The sequence below is a fragment of the Angustibacter luteus genome, assembly GCF_039541115.1.
Taxonomy (GTDB): domain Bacteria; phylum Actinomycetota; class Actinomycetes; order Actinomycetales; family Angustibacteraceae; genus Angustibacter; species Angustibacter luteus.
The window spans coordinates 1,084,264-1,106,616 of record NZ_BAABFP010000002.1 but is presented as its reverse complement, the minus strand read 5'-3'; the positions used below and the strand labels follow the sequence as shown (position 1 = coordinate 1,106,616).

Sequence of the window (22,353 nt, the reverse complement as noted above, 5' to 3'; positions counted from 1 at the left end):
ACCCAGATCTGACGTCCGGTTCGAGACGTGCGTCACGCCGGGCGGGGCGCGGTGACCCGCCGCTCAGGAAGCCTTGCGACAATGGCGCCCGTGACCTACCCGGACGAGGCCCCCGCCAGCGCCGCGCTGTTCGAGCGCGCGCTGCGCGTCACCCCCGGCGGGGTCAACTCGCCGGTGCGCGCGTTCCGCGCCGTCGGCGGGACGCCGCGCTTCACCGCCCGCGCGAAAGGCCCCTACCTGTACGACGCGGACGGGCGTGAGTACGTCGACCTCGTCTGCTCGTGGGGACCGATGATCCTCGGTCACGCCGACCCGCGCGTGCTGGACGCCGTCCGGTCGGCCGCCGAGCACGGCTTCAGCTTCGGCACCCCGAGCGAGAACGAGGTGCTGCTCGCCGAGGAGATCGTGGCCCGCGTCGAGCCGGTCGAGCAGGTGCGCTTGGTCAGCAGCGGCACCGAGGCCACGATGAGCGCGATCCGTCTCGCCCGCGGCGCCACCGGCCGGTCCAAGATCGTGAAGTTCTCCGGCTGCTACCACGGCCACGTCGATGCGCTGCTCGCCTCGGCCGGCAGCGGCCTGGCCACCTTCGCCCTGCCGGACAGCCCGGGCGTCACCGGCGCCTCTGCGGCCGACACCCTCGTCGTCCCCTACAACGACGTGCCCGCGCTGGAGGCCGTCTTCGCCGAGCACGGCGACCAGATCGCCTGCGTCATCACCGAGGCCGCGCCCGGCAACATGGGCGTCGTCCCGCCGGAGCCAGGGTTCACCGCGGCCCTGCGCCGGGTCACCGCCGCGCACGGCGCGCTGCTGGTCAGCGACGAGGTGATGACGGGCTTCCGCTGCTCGCGCTCGGGTTGGTACGGACTCGAAGGCCCGTACGACGGGGGTGCGCCGGACCTGTTCACGTTCGGCAAGGTGATGGGCGGCGGCTTCCCGGCCGCGGCCTTCGGCGGCCGCGCGGACCTGATGGCCCAGCTCGCGCCGTCCGGGCCCGTGTACCAGGCGGGCACGCTGTCCGGAAACCCGATCGCGACCGCCGCGGGCCTGGCCACCCTGCAGGCCTGCACGGACGACGTCTACGACCGGATCCAGGTGGTGGCCGACACGATCGCCGGGCACGCGTCGAAGGCGCTCGACGAGGCCGGGGTGCCGCACGTCGTGCAGCACGCGGGCAGCATGTTCAGCGTCTTCTTCACCGACCAGCCGGTGCGCGACTACGAGGCCGCGCGCACCCAGGACGCCGACGCGTTCCGCGGCTTCTTCCACGCCATGCTGCGTGAGGGCGTGCACCTGCCGCCGAGCGCGTTCGAGGCGTGGTTCGTCTCGGCCGCGCACGACGACGCCGCCGTCGAGCGCGTCCTCGCGGCGCTGCCGGTGGCCGCCCGCGCCGCCGCCGAAGCGTCCGTACCGACCACCGAAGGGACCCCCGGGTGAGCCAGCGCACCGTCGTCCACCTCCTGCGGCACGGTGAGGTGCACAACCCCGAGGGGGTGCTCTACGGGCGCCTGCCCGGGTACCACCTGTCCGACCGTGGACGCCGGATGGCCGACCTCGTCGCGGCCCACCTGAAGGACCACGACGTCACGACGGTGGTCTCCTCGCCGCTGGAGCGGGCGCAGGAGACGGCGGCGCCGATCGCGGCGGCGCACGAGGTGGACGTCCGGCTGGACGTCCGCCTGATCGAGGCGGGCAACCACTTCGAGGGCCTGACGTTCGGCATCGGCGACGGCTCGCTGCGCCACCCCTCGCACTGGCCGAAGATGGTCAACCCGTTCCGCCCGTCCTGGGGTGAGCCGTACGAGCAGATCGCGGCCCGCATGGTCGCGGCGGTCGAGCTGGCCCGTGACCAGGCAGCCGGGCACGAGGCCGTGCTGGTCTCGCACCAGTCCCCGGTGTGGATCGCCCGGCTCAAGCTGGAGGACCGCCGGCTGTGGCACGACCCGCGCAAGCGCCAGTGCAGCCTGGCCTCGCTCACCTCGCTGACCTACGACGACGACCGGCTCGTGGCGATCGACTTCAGCGAGCCGGCGGCCAGCCTGCTGCCCGGCGCGAGCAAGGTCGTGGGTGCCTGATGCGTCGCCTGGCCCTCGCTGGCATCGTGCTGGCCGCGGTCGCGTTGACCAGCGCGTGCAGTGACGACCCCAACTCCGTTGCCGCACAGGCGAATGCGGGGGACGGCAAGGGCTACGTAGCGGGCGACGGCACGGTCGAGCAGATCGCGCCGACCGATCGCAGCACGAAGATCCGGGTGCAGGGCAAGACGTTGGAGGGCAAGGCGATCGACTCGTCGACCTACCTCGGCAAGGTCGTCGTGCTGAACAAGTGGGGCTCGTGGTGCCCGCCGTGCAACGCCGAGGCGCCGGGTCTGGAGAAGACGTCGCAGGAGCTGGCCGGCGAGGACGTGCAGTTCCTCGGGGTGGACATCCGCGAGTCGGCGGCCACCGGGTTGGCGTTCCAGCGGCGCATGAAGATCAGCTACCCGTCCCTGGCCTGGGACGGCGGCGGCGTCCTGCTGCAGATGAAGGGCAAGGCGAACGCCACCCCGACGACCCTGGTGCTGGACCGCGAGGGCCGGCTCGCCGGGCGGATCTCGGGCGAGGTCACCGGATCCGTCCTGCGCGACATGGTGCAGGACGTCCTGGACGAGCAGCCCGCATGAGGGGCGCCGCGTGAGCGACCTGGTGAGCTCGGGGTCGATGCCGGTGGCGCTGCTGGTCGCGGCGCTGGCCGGCCTGGTCTCGTTCGCCTCGCCCTGCGTGCTGCCATTGGTGCCGGGCTACCTCGGCTACGTCACGGGCCTGGGTGGGCCGTCGCTGGAGCAGCGTCGACGCAGCCGGATGGTCACTGGCGCCGCGCTGTTCGTGGCCGGGTTCACGGTCGTCTTCGTCATCATGACCGTGACGTTCAGCCTGCTCGCCCAGCAGCTCATCGGCCACCAGGACGCGCTGCTGCGGGTGCTCGGCGTCGTCGTGATCGCGCTGGGGTTGCTGTTCATCGGGGTGCTGCCCGGCAGCGGGCGGATGGCCAAGCCGTCGTGGCGGCCGACGGCCGGACTGGTCGGCGCACCGGTGCTGGGCGCGATCTTCGCGATCGGCTGGACGCCGTGCACCAGCCCGACGCTGGCCGCCGTGATCGCGCTCGCCACCGGTGAGGGCGGTGGTGCGGCCCGCGGCGTCGCGCTCGCCGTGGCCTACAGCCTGGGCCTGGGCATCCCGTTCGTCCTGGTCGCGCTGGGCTACTCCCGGGCCGCCACGAGCCTGGGCTGGATGCGCCGCCACCAGCGCCAGCTGCAGCTGGCCGGCGGCACGCTGCTCGTCGTCATCGGCGTGCTCATGGTGACGGGCGTCTGGGGCGACCTGATGTCCCGGCTGTCGAACCAGATCCTCAGCTTCGAGGTGCCGGTGTGACCACCACCGACGAGTCGACGGACGAGCCGACCCAGGAACGCGCCAAGAAGCCTGCCGGCCCGACCCAGCCGCGACTGGGCGTCCTGGGGTCGCTGCGCTTCGTCTGGCGCCAGCTGACGAGCATGCGTACGGCGCTGTTCCTGCTGCTGCTGCTCGCGGTCGCCGCGGTGCCGGGTTCGGTTCTGCCGCAACGGGGGATCGATGCCGGGAAGGTCACGGCGTACCTTCAGGCGCACCCGACGTCCGGGCCGTGGATCGATCGGGTCGGCGGGTTCGACGTCTTCGCCTCCGTCTGGTTCTCGGCCATCTACCTGCTGCTGTTCATCTCCCTGGTCGGCTGCGTGCTGCCGCGGACGAAGGTGCACCTGAAGGCGTTGCGGGCGCAGCCGCCGCGCACCCCGGCTCGGCTGGACCGGCTTCCCGCCCATCGCACCGCCGAGCTCGACCAGGAGCCGGACGTCGTCCTCGACGCCGCGCGAAAGGCGTTGCGGGGCAGGCGGTTCCGGGTCCAGGTCACCGACGACGCGGTCAGCGCCGAGCGCGGCTACCTGCGCGAGAGCGGCAACCTGCTCTTCCACCTCTCGCTGGTGGTGCTGCTCGTAGCCGTCGCGTTTGGGCACCTGTTCGGCTGGCGCGGGGACGTGATCGTGCCGGTCGGCACGACGTTCAGCAACACCGTGAGCTCGTACGACACGATCGACCCCGGCCCGTGGGTGAACTCGGAGGCCCTGCCACCGTTCTCGATCGACGTGAAGTCGATGAAGGTGCTGTTCGAGAAGCAGGCGACGCAGCGCGGGGCGCCGCGGGAGTTCCAGGCCAGCGTGACCTCGCGCAGCGACCCCGACGCGAAGGCCGAGGCCAGCACGATCCGGGTGAACCACCCGTTGCACATCGGTGGCGCGTCGGTCTTCCTGCTGGGCAACGGGTACGCCCCGGTGATCACCATGCGCGACAGCACCGGCCAGGTGGTCTACTCCGACGCGACGCCGTTCCTGCCGCAGGACGGCAACTACACCTCGACGGGGGTCGTGAAGGCGCCCGGCGCCGAGCCGAAGCAGCTCGGCCTGATCGGCCAGTTCCTGCCCACGGTGGCGACGGTCGACGGCATGCCGCGCTCGGTCTTCCCGGACGCGATCGACCCGGCCCTGCTGTTCACCGTCATGGAGGGCGACCTCGGCCTCAGCGCCGGGACGGCGCAGTCGGTCTACACGCTCGACGTGCAGGGGATGAAGGCGCTGAAGACCGCGGACGGCGACACGTTCCGCGCGCTGCTTCGGCCCGGCGAGACGGTGCAGCTGCCGGACGGCAAGGGCTCCGTCACCTTCGAACGGGTGGAGCGCTTCGCGGGCCTGTCGATCCGGCACGACCCCGGCAAGGTCTGGGCGCTCGGCGCGGCCATCGCCGCGATGCTCGGCCTGGCGCTGTCGCTGTTCGTGCCCCGCCGGCGGGTGTTCGTCCGGGTGAGGCGGGCGGACGGCGAGGGCCGTACGCTGGTCGAGGTCGGTGGCCTCTCGCGGGGTGAGGACACCGGGCTGGACGACGAGCTGGCACGGTTGCTGGACCAGCTCGACCCCGCAGCGGCGACGAGGAGGGACGCGTGAGCGTCAACGAGACCCTGGCCAACCAGGCCAACCTGCTGCTGTACGGCGCGATGGCCGCCTACGCGTGCGCCTTCATCGCGTACACGATGGATCTGGCCGGCGGGGCGGCGCGCGCCGAGCGGATCCGCGACGCGGCCCGGGCCGACCAGCGCGAGCTGGCGACCGTGTCAGCCGGCGGGTCGTCGTCCGTCCCGGAGGTTCCCGCGGCGCCGGTGCCCGAGCGGCGCCAGGCGGCCGCAATCGGCACGTCCCTGACGATCCTGGCCCTGTTGCTGCACATCGCGGCTGTCGCGTTCCGCGGGGTGGCCGTGCACCGGCCGCCGTGGAGCAACATGTTCGAGTTCTCGGTGGCCGGCGCGGCCGTGGTGACCCTGGTCTACGTGCTGGCCCTGCGCTGGCGCGACCTGCGCTACCTCGGCGCCTTCGTCGTCGGGCCGGTGCTGCTCACCCTCGGCCTGGCCGTGGTCGTGCTGTACACCAAGGCAGCCCAGGTCGTCCCGTCGCTGAAGAGCTACTGGCTGGCCATCCACGTCAGCGTCGCGTTCATCGCCTCCGCGCTGCTCACGCTCGCCTTCTCGCTCACGGTGCTCTACCTGGCGCAGGACCGGCGCGAGTCCAGGCGGGCGGCGGGCGAGCCGGTGGGCCGCTCCTTCATGGACGCGCTGCCCAAGGCCCGCGAGCTCGACCTGAGCTCGTACCGGCTGCACGCGATCGCCTTCCCGCTGTGGACGTTCACGCTCGTCGCCGGCGCGATCTGGGCCGAGAACGCCTGGGGCGCCTACTGGAGCTGGGACCCCAAGGAGGTGTGGACCTTCGTCATCTGGGTGGTCTACGCCGGCTACCTGCACGCCCGCGCCACCCGCGGCTGGCAGGGACGCAAGGCAGCCCGGATCGCCATCGTCGGCTTCGGCTGCCTGCTGTTCAACTTCCTCGTGGTGAACATCTTCTTCGTCGGCTTCCACAGCTATGCCGGGGTCTCCTGAGCCGGACCGGTCAGCCGTGCTCGCGGCCGAGCGCGAGCGCACCGGCGAGCAGGTCGAGCAGCTGAGCGTCGAGATGGCCCGGGTGGTCGCGGCCTCAGAGTCGTCCAACGCGGACGACGAGCACGACCCCGAGGGGTCGACCATCGCCTTCGAGCGGGCCCAGCTCGCCGCGGTCCTGGACGCCGCCCGCGGCCGGCTGTCCGAGATCGACGCCGCGCTCGAGCGCCTCGCTGAGGGTGCGGACGACGTCTGCGAGCGTTGCGGCCAGCCGATCGGCGCTGACCGTCTCGCTGCGCGACCAACCGCTCGCCTCTGCATCACCTGCGCACGAGATCAGCATCGGGCCTAACCGGCGTGCGACCGGAATTCCCGAGGTGAGTGCGGCCCGTCGAAGCCAGAGAAGTGGGGCACTTGAAGTCGGCGCCACGCCCCACTTCTCTGATCTCGCCGCCGTCATCCCGAACCCACGCTGAGGTGACAGAGATGGGGCACCTCGGACGACTGGAGTGCCCCTTCTTCGTCATCTCACCGAGCGGTCACGCCGCCGAGCGTGAGCGGTCCTGCCGACGCTCGGATGCCCGGCGGACGGCGTGACTTCGGATCAGCCCCGCGTCTTGGACAATCGACGCTCAGCGGGCCACCATGCTTTAGCCTTCCGCGAGAGGTCCGAGGGAGGCGCCTGTGACGAGGTATCGGGGCAAGGTTGGCCCAGTGATGGCGCTCGTGCTCCTGGTGCTCGTGGGGATTGCTGTGTACCTCTTGGCACACTCAAGGCCCGTCATCGAGGATGACGTGACGGGCGCTGCGGGCTCAGCCCTCGCGCGCGAGAACCATCACGCTAGCCGCCTCTGAAGCACCGCTCCTGGATCGAGAGCGACCCAGTCAGATCGAGGATGACCGCGGTTCGGCGCTCGCGGCCAGCTACCGAGCACCTGGCGAGAGGAAGTACAGCCCCACGATGGCGTACGTGACCAGGATGCTCAGGGTCACGAACCGGAACATGAACAGCTGCGCCCTCAAACCCACCTCTTGCGTCTCGTCACCAGGACCCGAGAGGTTGCGCCTGGCCACGTACTTGTACATGGCCACCAAACCGTCCTTGCCCCAGAACTCCCTTCGCCAGGTGCGCAGCCTCTCCCTGCGGGTGCCGCTTTGCGGGTTCCACCAGTTGTTCCACGCCCGGTGGAATTTGTCCCGTCGTCTAACCGACATTGGGCTCGCCCCAGGTGAGCACGACGGCGAGCACGATCGGGACGATGGTCACCAGCAGGCACAGGATCACGGCGCGCTGAACTCTGTGCCGCAGCGTGGCCAGCAGTTGGGGGTCCTCGGGTTCGGCAACCTCCGTGTCGAACGGTTCATCGGTCATCGCCTGCACCTCCCGGCCAGGTCGGACAGGCGGCAGGACCGCCTCGTTCGCGCGTCGAGGCGCCAGCCATGTCCGTATGAGGGCAAGCCTAATGAGGCGATAGCGCGTGGCCGGCAACCTGCACCCGCATGAGCCGGGCCTCCGGACATGCCGCGTTGAAGGCGGCTACACCTGCCCGGGATCTGCCGCGCTGAGGGTGGCAGCGACGGCTGAGGGACCGACGCGCAACAGCTACTCGGGCAGGTACAGCCGGACGCAGTTTCCACCTGTCCCTGCAGTCGCGTACATGGCCCTGCCCGCTCGCATCAGGGCATCGCTGGCCGGCTCCGCGCGATCGGCGAGCGTTGCGCCGATGCTCACTGTCACCGACAAGCTCAACGAGTCCTCGCCGGTGCTTGCCCGCTGGCTGTCTCGGTAGCGGATCGGCAGCGCTACCGCGGTGCACATGAGCTCCAGGACGTCGCGCACCTGGGAAACGTCCTCAACGTTGTCGAGAATGATCAGGAACTCTTCACCGCCATACCGACACGCGAAGTCCCCGGCTCGCAGTTGGCTGCGGATGCGTTGAGCGATGGCACTCAGTGCCTGGTCGCCCACGTCGGGACCATATTCATCGTTAACCAATTTGAGATGATCGACGTCCACGAAGGCGTATGCCAGTCCTGCACCCGATTGCTCGGTCTCAAGTCGCGACAGGACCGCATCCAAGGCTCGCCGGTTGGCTAGCCCGGTGTGCGGGTCCACCATCTCGGGTTCGTCTGGCATTGCGTCACGCATAACCAGAGACTGGCATCCCGCTGAGGCATCACAGCGATCGTGCCGCCTGGTTTGAGCCGCAAGAGTGACACCGTAGGGCGGTGACCTTACCCATCGGCTGACGCCTGGCCGGACGGCGACGACGTCCTCGACGTGGACAACGATGTCCTCGATGGCGCACCGCTGCCTGGTCGTGAGCGCGGCTGAACGACCGGATCCGCCGCGTGACCGGTGCCACGTCATGCTCGGCCGACATCTCCACCACCGGGCGATGTGACGGAACGTGTGCGGGGCAGGAATCCGCACGGGCACTTGGGTGACCTGAGGGCGAATGGCCGGTGTGCCACGGCGCCGCCGCCTAGCGTTGCGTCGGTGGAGCGTGCCCCTTGGCGAGCCCCGATCGAGGAGGACCCGTGCCTGGTTCGAAGGACGCCCGGCCTGACGGCCGCGTGACGCGGCCGCTCCTGGCACTGCTGCTGGCGGGAGTGCTGTGCGGACTGCTTCGCTACGTCACAGGGCTGGGGTGGCTGACGTTGGCCCCCATGGTGCTGGCGGTCTTTGTCGTGTCCGGCATCACGGGCTACGTGCTGCAGCGCCACCTCGACCGGCGTCCGAAGGCGGACCCGCTTGAGGCCCCCAGTGAGCCGGGCACTCCCCGCGCGCTGCATTCAGGGCAGGACTAACCCGTGCTCCGGATGTGTCCGATGCCGCGACACGACTCCATCGCCTCCTGATCGGCGGGGCGCAGTGCTCTGATGCGCCGCTGGCAGACTGACCGCATGAGCGTGGTGGTCCGGGCTGCTGGCCCGCAGGAGTACGAGGCGATCGGCGAGCTGACCGCGAGCGCCTACCTCGCCGACGGCCTGGTGCCGCCGGGCTCGGACTACGCGGACACGCTGCGCAAGGCGGCGGATCGGGCCGTGCACAGCGACCTCCTGGTCGCGGTGGACGACGACACCGCGGGAACGCTGCTGGGCACGGTCGCGTTCGTGCGGGCAGGATCGCCGTACGCGGACATCGCCCGCGACGGCGAGGCGGAGTTCCGGATGCTGGCGGTCGATCCCAGTGCCCGCGGTCGCGGGGTCGGCCGCCTGCTCACCGAGACGTGCGTGCGACTGGCCCGGGACGAGGCCGCCAGTCGGCTCGTGCTGTCCACCAGACCGATCATGGGCGCGGCGCTCGGCCTCTACGCGTCGATGGGCTTCGTCCGTCGCCCCGAGCGTGACTGGGAGCCGTTGCCGGGCGTCTCGCTGGTCGTCTACGTGCTGGAGCTGGCGGGCTGAGCCTGCGCGGCAACCGCGGCGGGGAACCCCTGGGCGCTGACCGGGCGGCCGAGGTGCCAGCCCTGACCGGCGTTCACACCGAGCGCGAACAGGGCGCCGAGCTGCTCGGGGGTCTCGATGCCCTCGGCGATGCAGTCCATGCCGAACGACTTGGCCAGCCCGACGACGGTGCGGGCGATGGTGTCGTCGGCGTGCAGGGTCGCGACGAACTCGCGGTCGATCTTGAGGACCTGCAGGGGCAGCCGGGCGAGGTAGGCCAGGGACGAGAAACCGGTGCCGAAGTCGTCGACGGCGACCGTGATGCCGCGGGTGCGCAGCTCCTGCAGCGTCGCGCGGGTGCGCTCGACGTCGTCCACGACGTCCCGCTCGGTGATCTCGAGCGTCAGTGAGCCCGGCGGAAGACCGCAGTCGCGCACCAGCTCAGCCAGCTCGTCGGCCAGGCCGGGGGAGAGCAGGTCCGTGGCGCTGATGTTGATCGCGACGCTGCCGATGTCGTGCATGCCCTGGGTGCGCCAGCCGGCGAGCGCGTGCATGGCCTGGCGCGCCACCACGACGGCCAGCTCGCGTCCCAGGCCGAGCTCTTCGGCCAGCGGCACGAAGCGCAGCGGCGAGATGGCCTGGCCGTCCAGCTCCCAGCGGGCGAGGGCCTCGGCGGACACGGCGAGGCCGCTGTCCAGGTCGACCACGGGCTGGAAGACCGCGGTGATGGCGTCCGCGCTCATCGTCGGGCCGGTCGCGGCGCCGAGCGAGATCGCCTCGCGCAGCTGCTGCTCGACCGCGAGGTTGGCGGCGACGTCCTCGCTCATGGCGGCGTCGAAGGAGACGGCGCGTCCTCGCCCGCTGCGCTTGGCGGCGTACATGGCGGCGTCGGCGGAGCGCAGCAGGTCGCTGCGCTCCTCGATGCCGTGGCCGGACAGGGCGACCCCGACGGACAGGCCGATCCGGTACGGCGCCCCGCCGACCTCGACGGGTTCGTCGAAGAGCTCGACGAGGCGCTCGCCGGCCAGCTGGGCGTCGGCGGCGCTGGTCGCGGCGCAGACGACGGCGAACTCGTCGCCGCCGAGGCGGGCGGCGCGCTGGTCCGGACCCAGCGAGCCGAGCAGCCGCTCGGCGGCCTCGCGCAGCAACCGGTCCCCAGCCAGGTGGCCGAGCGTCTCGTTGACGTTCTTGAAGCGGTCCAGGTCGAGGACCAGCAGGGCCACCTGGTCGTCCGGCTCGCCTGACCGGGCGTGCAGGGCGATGTCGATGAACAGGTCCAGCGACGTCCGGTTGGGCATGCCGGTGAGGGCGTCGTGGGTCGTCGCGTGGTGCAGCTCGCGCTCGGCGGCCTCAGCGGCCAGCTGCCGGCGGCGCGCGGAGTCGCGGGCGTCGCGGTAGGCCGCGCCGGCCCGGGCCACGATGAGGCCGATGCCGCCGACCAGCACCGCACGCAGCACCCAGCTCGCCGTGGTGGCGGTCGGTGACGCCGTCCCGAGCGGGTACTGGACGTACAGCGCGAGGCCGAGGGCGACGGCGAGGGTCGAGCCGTACCGCACGAGCAGCAGCGGGTAGACGGCCGCGATGGCGTACCACCACTGCAGCACGTGCGGCACGAGGGCCACGTCGACCACCGGGAGCACGAACGCGATGGTGGCCAGCGAGGTCGCGCGCACGAGCAGCGCGGTCGTCCCTCGCCAGCCCAGGAGTCCGGCGACGCCGAGCAGGGCGGGCGCGATCGAGAGCGCCAGGGCCGGCGGCCCGGCGTCCACCGTCAGGCATGCGACGACGGCGACGGCGGACAGCAGGATCGGGACGACCGGCTCGAGCAGCTCGTTCGAGCCTCGAGCCGAGCCGTCCGCCCTGGACTGCTCGGATTCCGGACTCACATGGTCCCCATCGGCGTGCAGGTGGTCAGACCTGACCGATTCTGCGTTCAGCGAGAGAACCGGCGCAGGAGCCGGGCGAGGCTGAGACGCTGTGGGCCGGCGGCCTTGGGCTGGCCCAGCTGGGACAGCTCGTCGATGTAGGCGCGGGCGTACTCCGGGGTAACCATGATGTCCTTCTCAGAAAGGGGCTTCTGCCCTGGGAAACGATGGCGTGATGGGCCATCGATATAAGATCGTAACAGAGGTTTGACGGACCACTCAACAAATCCAAGGTGAAGTGGCACACTGGACCAACGAATGTGTGCCTGGGCTTCGAAAGGGGTGGCTGTGGACGCCACGGATCGCCGGTTGGTCGGCGCCTTGCGGGAGAACGCGCGGGCGAGCTGGGCCGAGCTGGGCCGGCTCGTCGGGATGTCCGGCCCCAGCGTGCAGGAGCGGGTACGCCGCCTCGAGGAGCAGGGCGTGATCAGCGGGTACCAGGCGGTGGTGTCGGCCGAGGCGTTCGGCCTGTCCGTCAGCGCCCTGGTCGACCTGTACCAGAGCGATGACGCGGACGGCGACGACATCGTCGACCAGCTGCGCGACATCCTCGAGGTCGAGGACTGCTGGTACGTCGCGGGCGACGAGAACTACGTCGTCAAGGTGCGCGCCGCGGACGTCGCCGGGCTGGAGAGCGTGATCTCCAAGCTCCGCCGGGTGCGCGGGGTCTCCCGGACCCGCACGACCGTCGTCCTCGCGACGAACTGGGAGGGGCGATCGCTGCCCGCCGTCGTGGAGCCGCCAGATGACGACGAATCGGCTTCCGTAGGCTCTGAGTCGTGACGGTCCTGCGCTACACCTTGCTCCGGTTCATGCTGCTGTTCGCCGTGCTGCTCGTGCTCTGGCTGCTGCTCGCGGCCGTCGACGTGCACAACCCGCCGCTGCTGATCATCCTGACCCTGGTCGTGTCGGTGCCGCTGTCGTACGTCGTGCTGAAGGGCCCGCGCACGGCGATGACCCAGACCCTCGCCGACCGGGTGGCGGCTCGCACGGCTGAGGCGCAGGGGGACGACGACGCCGAGGCCGAGGACGCGGAGGTTGAGGCGCTCTCAGCCCAGCCCGAGGGCGAGCGCGACCAGGACGCCGAAGGCGAGCTCGGCGCGCCCCGTGTCCCGCAGCGCGGGGATGAGCTCGCGCCCGGTGCCGCCGCGCACGACGGCGAGGACGGCCGGCCGCAGCAGCACGGCTGAGGCCAACGTGACCAGCACCCACGGCTGGTGCGTGGCCAGCACGAGGACCAGGACGTAGGGCAGCGACACGAGGGCCAGGTAGAGGCCCCGGGTGCCGCGGTCTCCCAGGCGCACGGCCAGCGTCCGCTTGCCCACCTCGCGGTCGGTCGGGATGTCGCGCAGGTTGTTCGCCACCAGCAAGGCGCAGGCCAGGCAGCCGATCGCCACCGCGACGGCCCAGGCGACCCAGCCGAGCGTGCCGGCCTGGGTGTACGTCGTCCCCAGCACCGCGACCAGGCCGAAGAACACGAACACGAAGACCTCGCCCAGGCCGCTGTAGCCGTACGGGTGCGAGCCGCCGGTGTAGAACCACGCGGCCAGGACCGCCGCGACCCCGACCGGCAGCAGCCACCACGCCTGCGAGACCACGACCAGGGCCAGTCCGGCCAGCCCGGCGACGGCGAACGCGAGGAACGCCGCCCGCTTGACCGCGCCCGGTGCTGCCACGCCGGAGCCGGTCAGCCGCAACGGACCTACCCGGACGTCGTCCGTGCCCCGCACGCCGTCCGAGTAGTCGTTGGCGTAGTTCACCGCGACCTGCAGTGCGAGCGCGACGACGAGGGCCAGCAGGGCCGGCCCGACGCTCGCCTCGCCCAGGTCTGCCGCCGCACCGGTGCCCGCCACGACGGGCGCGACCGCCGCCGGCAGGGTGCGCGGACGGGCGCCTTCGATCCACTGTGCTCGGGTTGCCACGACAGGGATCCTCCCCTGTCGCTGCGGAGGCGCGTGCACGGGGCCTGGCAGCGCCCGCCCGATCAGCCGATCTGCGCCTCGTACTTCACGTCGAGGTTGTGGAACGTCGGCGGACCGTCGCACAGGGCCTGCATGCGGGCGGCGAACTCGCCGGTCTCGGGGCGGTCCGAGTTCTCCATCGCCGCCTCGTAGGACTCGAACTCGACGATGTTCAGGAAGCGCCCCGGATCGTCGCGGTCGCCGACGACGTGGATCTTCGTCGGGCTGGAGCCGGACGCGGACGCCTCGTTGCGGCTGTCCTCGAACTCCTGCGCGAGTGCCTGCAGCTCGTCCCAGCGGGAGGTGCGGAACTCGATGATCTGGATGAAACCGGCCATGGTGACCTCCTCGATCGACTGCCTTGATCGACAGCTCGACCCGACGTTCCACCCGCTGGTTCGCCGGGTCAACGGGCAAGCCGGACACGGGCCAGCTCGGCTGCCGCCCGCCGGTCCGGTTTGCCCAAGGCTGTCGTGGGAAGGGCGGTCACCGGCAGCACCTCGCGAGGTGCCGAGGGCGCGCCGAGCCGGTCGGACACGCTGCGGCGCAACGCGTCCAGGTCCGGTAGCGGGTTGGCGACGACGAGGGCGACCACGCGCTGGCCCCACTCGTCGTCCGGGACGGCGACCACGAGGCACTCCCGGATGCCGGGCTGCTCGGCGAGCACGACCTCGACGGCCTGCGGGGACACCTTGGCGCCACCGGTCACGATGACGTCGTCCGCCCGGCCGTGCACCGTCAGCACGCCATCGCGCAGCTCGCCGACGTCGTCCGTCGTGAACCAGCGGGTGCCGTCGGCCGCCGAGAACTGCGCGGCCTGCGGCCGCAGCCGGTAGCCGCGCGCCACCACCGCGCCGCCCAGCCTGATCCGGTCACCGACCTCGACGCGGACGCCGGTCAGCGGTCTCCCGTCGTACACGCAGCCGCCGCAGGTCTCACTCATCCCGTACGTCGTCACGACACGCACGCCGGCCTCGCGGGCCCGAGCGAGCAGTGCGGGCGGTGCGGCCGCGCCACCGAGCAGGACGGTGTCGAAGCGGGCCAGGGCGCCCAGTGCCTCCCCGCCGTCCGAGAGCACCCGGACCAGCTGGGTGGGCACGAGCGCGGTGTAGGTGCGGCCGGGCCGCTCCGTGAGATCCGTTGCGGCAGTGGCGAACTGAGCCAGGTCGAAGCCGTCGCGCAGGTCCAGCCGGACGGGCCGGGTGCCGGCGAGCAGCGACCGGAGCAGCACCTGCACGCCCGCGACGTGGTGCGGCGCCAGGGCGGCGAGCCAGTGCCCGGGGCCGCCGAGCCGCTCCTCGGTGGCCTTCGCCGAGGCGCGCAGCGCCGACGCCGGCAGCAGGGCACCCTTGGGCTCGCCGGTCGAGCCGGACGTCGCGACGACCAGCGCGGTGGGGTCGTCCGGGTCGTCCTCGCTCGAGTCGAGCTCCGTACCGGCGGCGAGCGCGTCGCGGGCGCCGGCCCCGGCGGCGTCCGAGGAGGTCGGCAGCAGCGCGTCCCCGGTACCGTCCAGGGCGGCGCGCAGCTGGTCGAGCGCGTCGTCCAGCGGGCGGGCCGCGAGGTCGACGGCGGTGAGCAGGCGAGGCACCTCGCCAGCCTAGGGCGGACGCAGCGGAGCTCGACGGCTACCCGACGGCGTGGATCCGGTCGGCCGTGATCGTCAGGATGAGGCGTGTCTGGTCCCGCCCGCCGTACCAGGGATAGGGCCCGCCCAGGTAGCGCTGGGCCAGCTTCTCGATGTGCTCGGCCCCGCCGTCCGTGGTCGCGTCCGTGACCCGACCGCGGACGGCGAAGTAGCGGGAGGGGTTGTCCGGCGACGACACGGTCACGGCGACCCGGGCGTCGCGTTCGACGTTGCGGACCTTCTGGTAGCCCTGCACGGTGTTGAGATGATGTGCTGGCCGTCGGTGTCCACCCAGGTCTGGGTGAGCTGAGGGGAGCCGTCCGGCATGGTGGTCGCGACGAAGCACGTGCTGCGAGCGCGGAGCAGATCGGTCAGGGCTTCTGGCAGGTCCATGGTCGAGACGCTACGTCGGGGACATCGTCGCTGCTCTCCGGCCGCGAGGGCCCGGCGCGCTTGCCGAGGCAGCATGGTCGACGCATCCCAAAGGTCGTGTTTGCCGACCGCGCGGACCACGAGCGCTCTAGGCTCTCTGTCACTCCGCCCGTCGCTGACCCTTCGAAGGACACACCTTGAGCGAGACACCCCCCACGCCGCCGTCCCCGGACGAGTCCGCCGAGCCCACCCCGGTCGAGCCCATCGAGCCGGCCCCGGTCGAGGCCGTCGCGCCGCCCGCGCCGGAGGCCCCTCCTGCGCCGGAGGCGCCGCCCGCGCCGGAGGCCCCTCCCGCGCCGCCCGCACCAGAGGCCACCTACGGCCTGGCGCCGGCCGCACCGTCGTACGCGCCCGCCCCGGCCGCGCCGGTCGGCTACCCGGCGCCCTACGGCGGCCCGGCGCCGATCGGTCAGGTCCGCGGCACCGGCGTGTGCATCCTGCTGTGCATCGTGACCCTCGGCTTCTACTCGCTGTACTGGTTCTACGCGACCCACAGCGAGATGAAGCGGCACTCCGGCCAGGGGATCGACGGCGGCATCGCGCTGATCCTGGCGATCTTCGTCGGGTTCGTCATGCCCTACATCAACTCGTCCGAGGTCGGGAACCTGTACGAGCGGCGCGGCGAGCGGCCGCCGGTCTCGGGGCTCACCGGACTCTGGTACTTCCCCGGCATGCTGATCATCATCGGACCGCTGGTGTGGTTCATCAAGACGAACGGCGCGCTCAACGACTACTGGCGCTCGGTCGGCGCCGCCTGAGCTGGCATCACGTGGCGGGGCCGTCGACGTTGAACGTCGGCGGCCCGTCGCCGCACCGGACGACGACAGCCTTGCTGGCCTCGTCACCGGGGTTTGACTCGCGGTGGACGGCGAACGCCGGCACGTGGATGAAGTCGCCCGCGTGCGCCTCGACGGCGGTGGCGCCGTCCGGCCCGGAGTCCAGTCGCATCCGGCCGCGCACGACGTAGATCGTCGTCTCGTGCGAGCCGTGGTGGTGCCAACCCGAGACCGCACCCGCCTCGGTGTCGACCGTGCCGCTCCACATGCCCGCGACGTCGAGCCCGACGTGCCGGGTCATGCCCGGCGTGGGCTCGCCGTCCCGGAAGGACTCGGCGGGGACGTGCGTGACGGGGACGGCGTTCGGCTCGGCATCCATCCGACCAGGGTCCCTCAGCGGGGCTCGCCGCGGTAGTCGCCAAAGCTCCAGTGCACGCCCCAGGGGTCGACGAACGTGCTCACGCGGCCGCCGTAGTCCTGGTCCTCGGGCTCGCGCACGCTCGTCGCCCCGGCAGCCACCGCGGCGAGGTGGATCCGGTCCACGTCCGCCGCGGTCTCCGTCACGACGTACAGGCCGCCGGCGTCCGCGGGGACCTTCGCGTGCGTGCCCTCGCCGCTACCCAGCATGACCCCGCCGCCGGCCGGCCAGCTGAGCTGGCAGTGCGCGACACCGCCGGTGTCACTGGGCACGACGAGGGTCTCGTCGAAACCGAGGACGTCCACGATGAACCGGATCGCGGACGGCGCGTCGCTGTACCGCAGGCTCGGCCACACGGTCGGAGACGGGGTGGTCATGGCTGCTCCTCGTGTCGTCGAACGGGTGCCGGTCGCCCCGGGCCCTTCACGCCCGCAGGCTACGGGTCAGAAGTACCAGGGGAAGGGGGACCAGTCGGGGTCACGCTTCTCCAGGAACGCGTCCCGTCCCTCGACGGCCTCGTCCGTCATGTACGCCAGCCGGGTCGCCTCGCCGGCGAACACCTGCTGGCCTACCAGGCCGTCGTCGGTCAGGTTGAAGGCGAACTTCAGCATCCGCTGCGCCGTTGGCGACTTGCCGTTGATCTCCCGCGCCCACTGCAGCGCAACGGTTTCCAGCTCGGCGTGGTCGGCCACCTCGTTGACGGCACCCATCCGCTGCATGGTCTCGGCGTCGTACGTCCGGCCGAGGAAGAAGATCTCCCGTGCGTTCTTCTGGCCGACCATCTTGGCCAGGTAGGCACTGCCGTACCCGCCGTCGAACGATCCGACGTCCGCATCGGTCTGCTTGAACCGGGCGTGCTCGCGGCTGGCGATCGTCAGGTCGCAGATCACGTGCAGGCTGTGACCACCACCGGCCGCCCACCCGTTCACCACGGCGATCACGACCTTCGGCATGGTGCGGATCAGCCGCTGCACCTCCAGGATGTGCAGCCGCCCCCCGGCCGCCTTCACCCGCGCCGCATCCACCGTGTCGGCGGTCTCGCCATCCGCGTACTGGTAGCCGCTGCGCCCGCGGATGCGCTGGTCGCCGCCGCTGCAGAAGGCCCAGCCGCCGTCCTTCTCGCTCGGGCCGTTCCCGGTGAGCAGGACGCACCCGACGTCCGGCGTCATCCGCGCGTGGTCCAGCGCCCGGTACAGCTCGTCGACCGTGTGCGGGCGGAAGGCGTTGCGCACCTGTGGCCGGTCGAACGCGATCCGGACGGTGCCGACGTCCCGGCCCTGCTCGACGGCGCGGTGGTACGTGATGTCGGTGAAGTCGAAGCCGTCGACGACCCGCCACGCCGCCGGGTCGAAGATCTCACTCACTCGCTCGCTGGTCACATCCGCGAGGATAGGCGGGTGCACCAGCCCTCCCTGCCCCGGCTCGACGACCTCCTCGCGTCCGCGCACGTCGTGAGCCTGCCCATGCGGGTGCGCTTTCGCGGGGTCGAGGTGCGGGAGGCGTTGCTGCTGCAGGGGCCGGCCGGCTGGGGCGAGTTCTCGCCGTTCCTGGAGTACGGGGACGCCGAGGCCGCCCGTTGGCTCGCCGCGGCCCTCGACTCGGGCTGGCGGCCGCCGCCGGCGGCCGTCCGGGACGTCGTGCCGGTGAACGCCACGGTGCCCGCGGTCCGGGCCGCCGACGTCGCCGGCGTCCTGGCCCGGTTCGACGGGTGCACCACCGCGAAGGTCAAGGTGGCCGAGCCGGGTCAGTCGCTGTCCGACGACGTCGCGCGAGTGGCCGAGGTCCGTGCCCTGCTGGGGGCGTCCGGGCGCGTCCGGGTCGACGCGAACGGCGCCTGGACCGTGGACGACGCGCGCCGGGCGCTCGCCGCCCTGGCGCCGTACGAGCTGGAGTACGCCGAGCAGCCCTGCGCGACGCTGCCGGAGCTCGCCGCGCTGCGGGTCGACCTGGCGCGGGCCGGCCTCGACGTGCTGGTCGCGGCCGACGAGAGCATCCGCAAGGCCGAGGACCCCCTGCGCGTCGCGGCAACCGGCAGCGCCGACGTCGTCGTCGTCAAGGTCGCGCCGCTCGGTGGGGTGGCGTCGGCCCTGGAGGTCGCCGCCGCCTGCGGGCTACCCGTCGTCGTGTCGTCGGCGTTGGACACCTCGGTGGGCATCGCGGGCGGTGTGGCGCTCGCGGCGGCGCTGCCCGTGCTGCCGTTCGCCTGCGGTCTCGGCACGGTCGGCCTGTTCGAGCGCGATGTGGCGAGCGCCCCCCTGAGACCGTCAGGCGGGGTGCTGTCGGTGTCCGCCGCCAGCGACGTCGCCCCGGACGCGCTGGCGCAGTGCGCTGCGCCAGCCGACCGCCGCGAGTGGTGGCTCGACCGTCTGGTGCGGTGCTACGACGTCCTGGCCCGAGCCCGAGCTGAGACGCGCTGAGACTGCGGGAGCCGCGCTCAGCCGTCGGCCGCGGCGCGGAGCGCGGCGACGTCCAGCTTGCGCATGCCGAGCATGGCCCGCATCGCGCGGCTCGCGCGCTCGGGATCGGGGTCGCCCAGCAGCTCGCCCAACGCGTCCGGCACGACCTGCCAGGACAACCCGAACCGGTCCTTGAGCCACCCGCACTGCGACTCCTCGCCGCCGCCCGCCAGCAGTGCGTCCCAGTAGTAGTCGACCTCGGCCTGGTCGGCGCAGGGGACCTTGAACGACACCGCTTCGTCGAAGGTGAACTCCGGCCCGCCGTTGATCCCGATGAACGGCTGCCCGTCGAGCTCGAAGTCGACGCTCAGCACCGATCCAGCCTCGCGCGGACCGGCGTCGCCGTAGTGGGCGACGTGGACGATCCGCGAGTTCTTGAAGACCGAGACGTAGAACTCGGCGGCATCGTGGGCCTGGGTGTCGAACCAGAGGTTCGGGACGAGCTGGGGCATGGTCGGGCCTCCTGTGGTCGGGTACCAGAAAAGCAGACCGGCGGTGCGGCGCGAAGTCATCGGTCGTGCCGCGCCCAGGTGATGGCAGGATCGGCCGGGTGAACCCCGCCACTGCCTGCGCCCGGGTCCTGGTCGACGAGCTGGTGCGGCACGGCGTCCGGGAGGCCGTGCTCTGCCCCGGATCGCGGTCGGCGCCACTGGCGTTCGCCCTTCACGCGGCTGACGGCGCTGGCGCTCTGCGGCTGCACGTGCGCACCGACGAGCGGTCGGCCGCCTTCCTCGCGCTCGGCCTGGCGAAGGCCAGTGGCCGCGCCGTCCCGGTGGTGACGACGTCCGGCACCGCGGTGGCCAACCTGCACCCGGCGGTCCTCGAGGCGTCCCACGCGAGCGTCCCGCTGCTGCTGCTGACCGCCGACCGGCCGCCCGAGCTGCGCGCGACGGGGGCGAACCAGACCACCGACCAGGTCGCGATCTTCGGCTCCGCGGTCCGCTGGCAGCACGACCTGGGCACCCCGGACGACCGTCCGGGCCAGGCCCCCACCTGGCGCTCGGTAGCCTCCCGCGCGGTGCTGGCGGCCCAGGGTGACCGGGGTGGGCAGCCCGGCCCGGTGCACCTGAACCTGCCGTTCCGTGAGCCGCTGGTACCGGACGGTTCGCCGGGCGGAGCGGAGCGCGACGGCCGCGCCGACGGCAGCCCGTGGACGAGCGCCGCGCCGCAGGCGATCTCGACCGAGCCGATCGACGACGACGGACGCCGCACCCTGGTGCTGGTCGGCGACCTGCCGCTGGCCGGGCCGGACTGGGGTGCGGCGGCGGCCGAGGTCGCCCAGGCGCACGGCTGGCCGGTGGTGGCGGAGCCGTCAAGCCGCGGCGCGCGGGTTCGCGCCCTGCCGCACGGCTCGCTGCTGCTCGGCAGCGCGGACTGGCTGGACGCGCACCGACCCGAGCGCGTCGTCGTCGTCGGTCGCCCGACGCTGAGCCGTGCCGTTGCCGCGCTGCTCGGGCACGACGCGACGGACGTCGACCTCGTCGGACCGAGCGGACCGTGGCCCGACCCGGGCGCTCGGGTTCGCCGGGTCCTCCCGCTCGAGGCCCTGCGCGCGCCCGGGCACCACGCAGGGGTGGCCCACCCGGACTGGCTGGCCGCCTGGGAGCGGGCCGGACGGGCTGTGGCACAGGCGGTCTCGCCGCTGACCGCCGACTCCTGGCCCAGCGGGCTCGCGGTCGCGGCGACGTTGCTCGACCGGCTGGGAACCGACACGAGCCTGTTCGTCGGGTCGTCCAACCCGGTGCGCGACCTCGACCTCGCCGGGGCGGGCGGTGGGCCGTTGGTGGCCGCGAGCCGCGGTCTGGCCGGGATCGACGGCTGCCTCTCGACCGCGGTGGGGGTCGCTCTCGCACACGATCGGCCGACGTACGCGCTCATGGGCGACCTGACGTTCCTGCACGACGTGGCCGGGCTGGTCGTCGGACCGCACGAGCCGCAGCCGAACCTCACCGTGGTGGTCGTCAACGACGACGGCGGGGGCATCTTCACGACCCTGGAACCCGGTGCACCGCAGCACTCCGACGCGTTCGACCGCGTGTTCGGCACCCCGCACGGAGCCGACCTCGCGGGCTTCTGCGCGGGGGCCGGCGTCGAGCACGTCAGCGCGCAGACCGCCGAGGAGCTGGCCGCCGAGATCGGACTGCGGCCGGTCGGGTTGCGGGTGGTCGAGGTGCGCGTCGACCGCAGCGCGCACCGCGACCTGCGCGACCGGCTCCACCAGGCCGCGGCGTCCGCCCTCAGCGACCGGGCTGGCTCACCAGCTTCGTGACCCGGCCGGCCGCGCCTGAGCCCCAGCACGCGCCGTCCCGGGTGCAGGCCACGCTGTCCAGGCTGGTGGTGTCGAACGTGCGCCAGTGCCGCCCGGCGTCGGTGGACACGTCCGAGCCGGTCGGGCCGACGGCGATCGCCGACGCCCAGGTCCGCGGCAGCCAGGCCGAGCCGGACCGGTAGCCGCCGTTCGCCCCACCGGCCAGGAACCGGTGCCCGGCGTCGAACGAGGTCGCCGAGACCACGCCGGCGTCCGGCAGGGCGTAGTCGCCGCCGACCGCCAGCAGCTGCGACCGGCCCCGGACGGCGAGCGAGTAGATGCCCGCGCTCGGCCCGCTGGGCACGGCCGTGGTCGCGGCCCGCCAGGTGCGCCCGCCGTCGTGGGTGCGCAGCACCCGGGACTGCGCGCCGCCGCCGGTCGCGATCCAGGCGTCCCGGCTGCCCGCGGTGACCAGGCAGGTGCCACTGGCCGCGAAGCCGAACTCGCCGTCCAGGGCCGGCACCATCCCGGCCGGGTCGACGACGGACCAGGACCGGCCGCCGTCCTTCGTCGTGATGATCCGGAACTTGCCGTCGACCGGGTCGCTCATCGCGATGCCGTGCCGGGCGTCCCAGAAGCCCATGCAGTCGTAGAACGCGGCCGGGTCGGTGTTGGTGAAGCCGAGCTGCCAGGTGCGGCCGCCGTTCGACGTCCGGTAGATCCGGAACGCGCCCGTCGTGTCGCCGATGGACAGGATCACGGCGTGCTGGGCGTCGAACGCCTCGATGTCGCGGAACTGCAGGGCGCTCAGGTCGCCGGCGGGGGAGACGTCGTCCCAGGTACGCCCGCCGTCCGTGGTGCGCAGCACCGTGCCCTCGGTGCCGGAGACCCAGGCGACCTTGCGGCTGACCGGCGCCAAGCCGCGAAACTGGGCCGTCGAACCGGTCGGGGTGTCCTGCCAGCTCACGTGTTCACCACCTCTCGGGTGCGCGGCCGCACCTTGGGCCGACACGAGGCCGACCGGGACGGCCAGGGCGGCCGCCGTCACGACCACGGCGAGGGGACGGATCAGCTGACGCAACGCAATTCGGGCGCTCATGCCTCGGCAACGTACCCCTGAGCACCGCCTGCTGCC

At 72.3% G+C, this 22,353-nt stretch carries 25 protein-coding genes and 2 pseudogenes; 14 read left to right on the top strand and 13 right to left on the bottom strand.

The features are described 5' to 3' along the window. The first annotated feature begins 81 nt into the window (after positions 1-81). From hemL to ABEB17_RS05370, 7 genes are read left to right on the top strand one after another with little or no spacing between them, the layout of a single operon-like run. Positions 82-1,434: a glutamate-1-semialdehyde 2,1-aminomutase gene (gene hemL / locus ABEB17_RS05400; protein ID WP_345715565.1), complete on the top strand. Its 1,353-nt coding sequence runs from the start codon at positions 82-84 to the stop codon at positions 1,432-1,434. Continuing rightward, positions 1,431-2,072, top strand: coding sequence for a histidine phosphatase family protein (locus ABEB17_RS05395; protein WP_345715563.1), 642 nt, complete (start codon positions 1,431-1,433; stop codon positions 2,070-2,072). Before hemL ends, ABEB17_RS05395 begins: the two co-directional genes overlap by 4 nt. Continuing rightward, positions 2,072-2,659, top strand: coding sequence for a TlpA family protein disulfide reductase (locus tag ABEB17_RS05390; RefSeq protein WP_345715562.1), 588 nt, complete (start codon positions 2,072-2,074; stop codon positions 2,657-2,659). Before ABEB17_RS05395 ends, ABEB17_RS05390 begins: the two co-directional genes overlap by 1 nt. A gap of 10 nt (positions 2,660-2,669) precedes the next feature. Beyond that, entirely contained in the window at positions 2,670-3,407 is a 738-nt protein-coding gene (locus ABEB17_RS05385; RefSeq protein ID WP_345715561.1) for a cytochrome c biogenesis CcdA family protein, read from the top strand. Continuing rightward, a complete protein-coding gene (gene resB, locus ABEB17_RS05380; protein WP_345715560.1) occupies positions 3,404-5,008 on the top strand; it encodes a cytochrome c biogenesis protein ResB in 1,605 nt (534 codons plus the stop codon). Before ABEB17_RS05385 ends, resB begins: the two co-directional genes overlap by 4 nt. Beyond that, positions 5,005-5,991 (top strand): c-type cytochrome biogenesis protein CcsB, encoded by a 987-nt coding sequence (gene ccsB, locus ABEB17_RS05375; protein ID WP_345715559.1) that lies wholly within the window; start codon positions 5,005-5,007, stop codon positions 5,989-5,991. The genes resB and ccsB overlap by 4 nt, the downstream gene beginning before the upstream one ends. After that, the gene (locus ABEB17_RS05370) at positions 5,975-6,340 is read left to right on the top strand and encodes a TraR/DksA family transcriptional regulator (RefSeq protein ID WP_345715558.1); all 366 of its coding nucleotides are present in this window, start codon (positions 5,975-5,977) and stop codon (positions 6,338-6,340) included. Before ccsB ends, ABEB17_RS05370 begins: the two co-directional genes overlap by 17 nt. A 572-nt stretch (positions 6,341-6,912) precedes the next feature. Here ABEB17_RS05370 and ABEB17_RS05365 read toward each other — a convergent pair. The 3 genes from ABEB17_RS05365 to ABEB17_RS05355 all read right to left on the bottom strand — a co-directional run bounded on the left by ABEB17_RS05365 (position 6,913) and on the right by ABEB17_RS05355 (position 8,137). Next, the gene (locus ABEB17_RS05365; protein ID WP_345715557.1) at positions 6,913-7,080 is read right to left on the bottom strand and encodes a hypothetical protein; all 168 of its coding nucleotides are present in this window, start codon (positions 7,078-7,080) and stop codon (positions 6,913-6,915) included. A gap of 112 nt (positions 7,081-7,192) precedes the next feature. Further along, a complete protein-coding gene (locus ABEB17_RS05360) occupies positions 7,193-7,360 on the bottom strand; it encodes a hypothetical protein (RefSeq protein WP_345715556.1) in 168 nt (55 codons plus the stop codon). Between the two features lie 231 nt (positions 7,361-7,591). Continuing rightward, complete coding sequence (locus ABEB17_RS05355; RefSeq protein WP_345715555.1) at positions 7,592-8,137, bottom strand: GGDEF domain-containing protein; 546 nt, start codon at positions 8,135-8,137, stop codon at positions 7,592-7,594. Between the two features lie 392 nt (positions 8,138-8,529). Here ABEB17_RS05355 and ABEB17_RS05350 point away from each other — a divergent pair, with 392 nt between their 5' ends. Together ABEB17_RS05350 and ABEB17_RS05345 are read left to right on the top strand one after the other, a co-directional pair. Further along, positions 8,530-8,799, top strand: coding sequence for a hypothetical protein (locus ABEB17_RS05350; RefSeq protein WP_345715554.1), 270 nt, complete (start codon positions 8,530-8,532; stop codon positions 8,797-8,799). Positions 8,800-8,895: 96 nt separating this feature from the next. Then, complete coding sequence (locus tag ABEB17_RS05345) at positions 8,896-9,399, top strand: GNAT family N-acetyltransferase (protein ID WP_345715553.1); 504 nt, start codon at positions 8,896-8,898, stop codon at positions 9,397-9,399. On the opposite strand, the gene ABEB17_RS05340 is transcribed toward ABEB17_RS05345, so the two are convergent. Then, a complete protein-coding gene (locus ABEB17_RS05340) occupies positions 9,375-11,264 on the bottom strand; it encodes a putative bifunctional diguanylate cyclase/phosphodiesterase (protein ID WP_345715552.1) in 1,890 nt (629 codons plus the stop codon). The genes ABEB17_RS05345 and ABEB17_RS05340 overlap by 25 nt on opposite strands. 327 nt (positions 11,265-11,591) lie before the next feature. On the opposite strand from ABEB17_RS05340, the gene ABEB17_RS05335 reads away from it, so the two are divergent. Then, positions 11,592-12,086 (top strand): Lrp/AsnC family transcriptional regulator, encoded by a 495-nt coding sequence (locus ABEB17_RS05335; RefSeq protein ID WP_345715551.1) that lies wholly within the window; start codon positions 11,592-11,594, stop codon positions 12,084-12,086. Then, positions 12,083-12,280, top strand: a pseudogene (locus ABEB17_RS05330) (DUF4229 domain-containing protein); the annotation flags it as partial. The gene ABEB17_RS05335 and the pseudogene ABEB17_RS05330, both read left to right, overlap by 4 nt. A 72-nt stretch (positions 12,281-12,352) precedes the next feature. Here the strand turns inward: ABEB17_RS05330 and ABEB17_RS05325 are convergent. The 4 genes and pseudogenes from ABEB17_RS05325 to ABEB17_RS05310 all read right to left on the bottom strand — a co-directional run bounded on the left by ABEB17_RS05325 (position 12,353) and on the right by ABEB17_RS05310 (position 15,281). Beyond that, positions 12,353-13,225: a 1,4-dihydroxy-2-naphthoate polyprenyltransferase gene (locus ABEB17_RS05325; RefSeq protein ID WP_345715550.1), complete on the bottom strand. Its 873-nt coding sequence runs from the start codon at positions 13,223-13,225 to the stop codon at positions 12,353-12,355. Between the two features lie 62 nt (positions 13,226-13,287). Beyond that, positions 13,288-13,602 (bottom strand): hypothetical protein, encoded by a 315-nt coding sequence (locus ABEB17_RS05320; protein WP_345715549.1) that lies wholly within the window; start codon positions 13,600-13,602, stop codon positions 13,288-13,290. 68 nt (positions 13,603-13,670) lie between these two features. Then, positions 13,671-14,852, bottom strand: a complete 1,182-nt coding sequence (menE, locus tag ABEB17_RS05315) for an o-succinylbenzoate--CoA ligase (RefSeq protein ID WP_345715548.1) — start codon at positions 14,850-14,852, stop codon at positions 13,671-13,673. A 37-nt stretch (positions 14,853-14,889) separates the two neighbouring features. Then, a pseudogene (locus ABEB17_RS05310) lies at positions 14,890-15,281 on the bottom strand (PPOX class F420-dependent oxidoreductase). 176 nt (positions 15,282-15,457) lie between these two features. On the opposite strand from ABEB17_RS05310, the gene ABEB17_RS05305 reads away from it, so the two are divergent. Beyond that, entirely contained in the window at positions 15,458-16,078 is a 621-nt protein-coding gene (locus ABEB17_RS05305; RefSeq protein WP_345715547.1) for a DUF4234 domain-containing protein, read from the top strand. A gap of 7 nt (positions 16,079-16,085) precedes the next feature. On the opposite strand, the gene ABEB17_RS05300 is transcribed toward ABEB17_RS05305, so the two are convergent. The 3 genes from ABEB17_RS05300 to ABEB17_RS05290 all read right to left on the bottom strand — a co-directional run bounded on the left by ABEB17_RS05300 (position 16,086) and on the right by ABEB17_RS05290 (position 17,893). Continuing rightward, positions 16,086-16,475, bottom strand: a complete 390-nt coding sequence (locus tag ABEB17_RS05300; RefSeq protein ID WP_345715546.1) for a cupin domain-containing protein — start codon at positions 16,473-16,475, stop codon at positions 16,086-16,088. A 14-nt stretch (positions 16,476-16,489) separates the two neighbouring features. Next, on the bottom strand, positions 16,490-16,891 hold the full coding sequence (locus ABEB17_RS05295; RefSeq protein WP_345715545.1) for a VOC family protein: 402 nt from the start codon (positions 16,889-16,891) through the stop codon (positions 16,490-16,492). 66 nt (positions 16,892-16,957) lie between these two features. Then, positions 16,958-17,893 (bottom strand): 1,4-dihydroxy-2-naphthoyl-CoA synthase, encoded by a 936-nt coding sequence (locus ABEB17_RS05290; RefSeq protein WP_345715544.1) that lies wholly within the window; start codon positions 17,891-17,893, stop codon positions 16,958-16,960. An 84-nt stretch (positions 17,894-17,977) separates the two neighbouring features. On the opposite strand from ABEB17_RS05290, the gene ABEB17_RS05285 reads away from it, so the two are divergent. Further along, positions 17,978-18,931 (top strand): o-succinylbenzoate synthase, encoded by a 954-nt coding sequence (locus tag ABEB17_RS05285; RefSeq protein WP_378227080.1) that lies wholly within the window; start codon positions 17,978-17,980, stop codon positions 18,929-18,931. Between the two features lie 17 nt (positions 18,932-18,948). On the opposite strand, the gene ABEB17_RS05280 is transcribed toward ABEB17_RS05285, so the two are convergent. Then, positions 18,949-19,422 carry a VOC family protein gene (locus tag ABEB17_RS05280; RefSeq protein WP_345715542.1) on the bottom strand — a complete coding sequence of 158 codons (474 nt, stop codon included), beginning with the start codon at positions 19,420-19,422 and terminating at the stop codon, positions 18,949-18,951. A 98-nt stretch (positions 19,423-19,520) separates the two neighbouring features. Between ABEB17_RS05280 and menD the strand changes: the two genes are divergently transcribed. Next, on the top strand, positions 19,521-21,239 hold the full coding sequence (gene menD, locus ABEB17_RS05275) for a 2-succinyl-5-enolpyruvyl-6-hydroxy-3-cyclohexene-1-carboxylic-acid synthase (RefSeq protein ID WP_345715541.1): 1,719 nt from the start codon (positions 19,521-19,523) through the stop codon (positions 21,237-21,239). On the opposite strand, the gene ABEB17_RS05270 is transcribed toward menD, so the two are convergent. Continuing rightward, positions 21,208-22,317, bottom strand: a complete 1,110-nt coding sequence (locus tag ABEB17_RS05270) for a beta propeller repeat protein (RefSeq protein ID WP_345715540.1) — start codon at positions 22,315-22,317, stop codon at positions 21,208-21,210. The genes menD and ABEB17_RS05270 overlap by 32 nt on opposite strands. Positions 22,318-22,353: the final 36 nt, after the last annotated feature.